The following is a 2,505-nucleotide window of genomic DNA, read 5'->3' as shown; positions in this document are numbered from 1 at the left end:
GGAGACGGCCGTGACGGTGACCCCCTGGCCCGACTCGTTCGCCGGCAGGCCGGGGCTGATCCCCGTGATCGTGACCGTCTGCTCCCCGGCGTCCTCAAGAATGGCCGCCGGATCCGTGATGTCGTCCAGCGTCGGGGCGTCGTTGACCGGCGTGACGGTCACGTCAAACGAATCGGTGACAAACAGCCCCGCCTCGTCCGTGGCCCGCATGACCAGCGTCGCCACGCCGTTCTGGTTCGCCAGCGGCGTGATGGTCAGCACCGACCCGGCCCGCGTGACCGACACCACTCCCGGCGCCGAGTTCGAGTCGACCGAGAACACGAGATTGGCCGTCGCCGTCTCCGCGTCGCTGAAGTAATCCGCCAGGTCCACCGTGAACGATCCCGAATCCTCCGACTTCGTCTGGTCCGGGATCGACATGGTCACCGTGGGTTGCTTGTTTTCCAAAACAACCACGGTCGTGTCGTCAGACAGTCCGCCGGCATCGGTCACCCGCACCGTGAGGCTGTAGTTGCCGCTCGCCAAGGCGGGGGTGAGAAGGGTGAGATCCCCGGTCGAGGCATTGATCGAAAACAGCCCGCTGTCATTGCCACCGACAAGGGAGAACGTCTTGGTGTCGCCCGCGTCAACGTCCGACGCCGTGATGGTTCCGATCACCGAATTGTCCGGCCGGAGGATGTCGTAACCGAACCGATACGGTTCGCCGGTGATCGTCGGGGCTTCGTTCTTGTCGTTGATCGAGATGGTGAAGTCCTTCGAGAAGGACAGCCCCCCCGCGTCCGTCGTGGTCACGTGAACCGTGTAACTGCTCTTGGTCTCAAAGTCAAAGGTGGCGTTCGTCGTCAGCGCCCCCGTCGTCGGGTTGATCGCGAACTTCCCGTTGTCATTCCCCGTCCCCGTCAGCGAATACGTGAAGCTGTCGCCGGCATCCGGGTCGGTTGTTGTCACCGTGCCGACGGCGGCGCCGGAGGGCAGGTTCTCGTCCACCGTCGCGTTGCTCAGGGCGATGCTCGTCGGGACTTCGTTCTTGTCGTTGATGGAGATGGTGAAGTCCTTCGAGAAGGACAGGCCGCCCGAGTCCGTCGTGGTCACGTGAACCGTGTAGCTGCTCTTGGCCTCGAAGTTGAACGTCGCGTTCGTCGTCAACGCCCCCGTCGTCGGGTTGATCGCGAAGCTCGCGTTGTCGTTCCCCGTCCCCGTCAGCGAATACGTGAAGCTGTCCACGGTGTCCGGGTCCGTCGTCGTCACCGTGCCGACGGCGGCTCCGGCAGCCAGATTCTCGTCCACCGTCGCGTTGCTCAGCAACAAGTCAGTTGGCGTTTCATTGACATCATTCACCGAGATGATGAACAGCTTTTCGACCGTCAGACCGCCGGAATCAGTGGAAATCACCCGGATTGTGTAGGTGTTTTGGGTCTCGAAGTCGAAGACGGCGTTCGTCGTCAGCACCCCGTCGGCACTGAGCGAGAAGAGGCCGTTGTCTGTGTCGCCCAAACCCGTTGTGAAGGCATACGTGAAGCTGTCGCCGACGTCCGGGTCGGTTGTGGAAATGGAACCAATGGTGGTTCCGATGGCCGAGTTCTCGGCCACCGTCGCGTTGCTCAGGGCCAAGTCGGTCGGGTTGTCATTGACTGGATTGATCGTGATGTTCAGCGTGTCCGTATCTGTCAAGGCTCCGCCCGAACCGGTGTTTCCTTCATCGGATGTCACCACTTGAATCGTCGCCGGGCCGTTGTAGTTGAGGGTCGGCGTGAAGGTCAGGCCGTCGAGCGTCGAGTTCACATCCGACAACTGGCCGGTGATGGTGATGACCGCCGTGCCGTTGTTCTGAACAGCCGCCGTTCCGGAACCTGTGGCGTTCAGCAAACCGTTGGTGGCCGTCAGGGTGACCGAAACGGTCCCGGTCGAGGCATCGATATCCGAAATGGAGATCGCGTTCGCCCCGGACAAGGTCAAGGGATTGTCCTCGTCGATTGTCTGACTGCCCGGCAATGTGTTGACCGGGGCGTCGTTCACCGGGTTGACGGTGACGGTGAATGTCTTCTCGACAAAGTTCGCGCCGTCTCCGCTGTCTGTCACGCGGACGGTGATGACGGCGGTTCCATTGGCGTTGGGCACCGGCGTGTACTTCAGGTCGTTGCCGATGACGGTGACCGAGGAGATCAGGGGGGTGTTGCCGGAGGTCGCGGTGATGGAGATGATCGTCTGGTCGGACTCGTTGGCGGGTCCGGTCGTGATGCCCGTGAGCGTGACCGTTTGTTCGCCCGAGTCCTCGTCGATGGCCGCCGGATTCGTGATGTCGTCCAGCGTCGGCGGGTCGTTGACGGGGTTGACGGTGACGGTGAATGTCTTCTCGACAAAGTTCGTGGTTCCACCGCCGTCGTCCTCGACCCGGACGGTGATGACGGCGGTTCCATTGGCATTGGGCACCGGCGTGTACTTCAGGTCGTTGCCGATGACGGTGACCGAGGAGATCAGGGCGGTGTTGCCGGAGGTCGCGGTGAT

Annotated in this window: 1 protein-coding gene; it reads right to left on the bottom strand. The window is 62.3% G+C overall.

What is annotated here, in order from left to right; all coding sequences use genetic code 11:
• On the bottom strand, positions 1 to 2,505 hold a 2,505-nt coding region (locus BGIM_RS65100; RefSeq protein ID WP_020473899.1), incomplete at both ends, for a cadherin repeat domain-containing protein.

The organism is Zavarzinella formosa DSM 19928 (assembly GCF_000255705.1).
Taxonomy (GTDB): Bacteria; Planctomycetota; Planctomycetia; order Gemmatales; family Gemmataceae; genus Zavarzinella; species Zavarzinella formosa.
The sequence above is the reverse complement of the archived record's forward strand: the minus strand, read 5'-3'. Positions and strand labels throughout refer to the sequence as shown.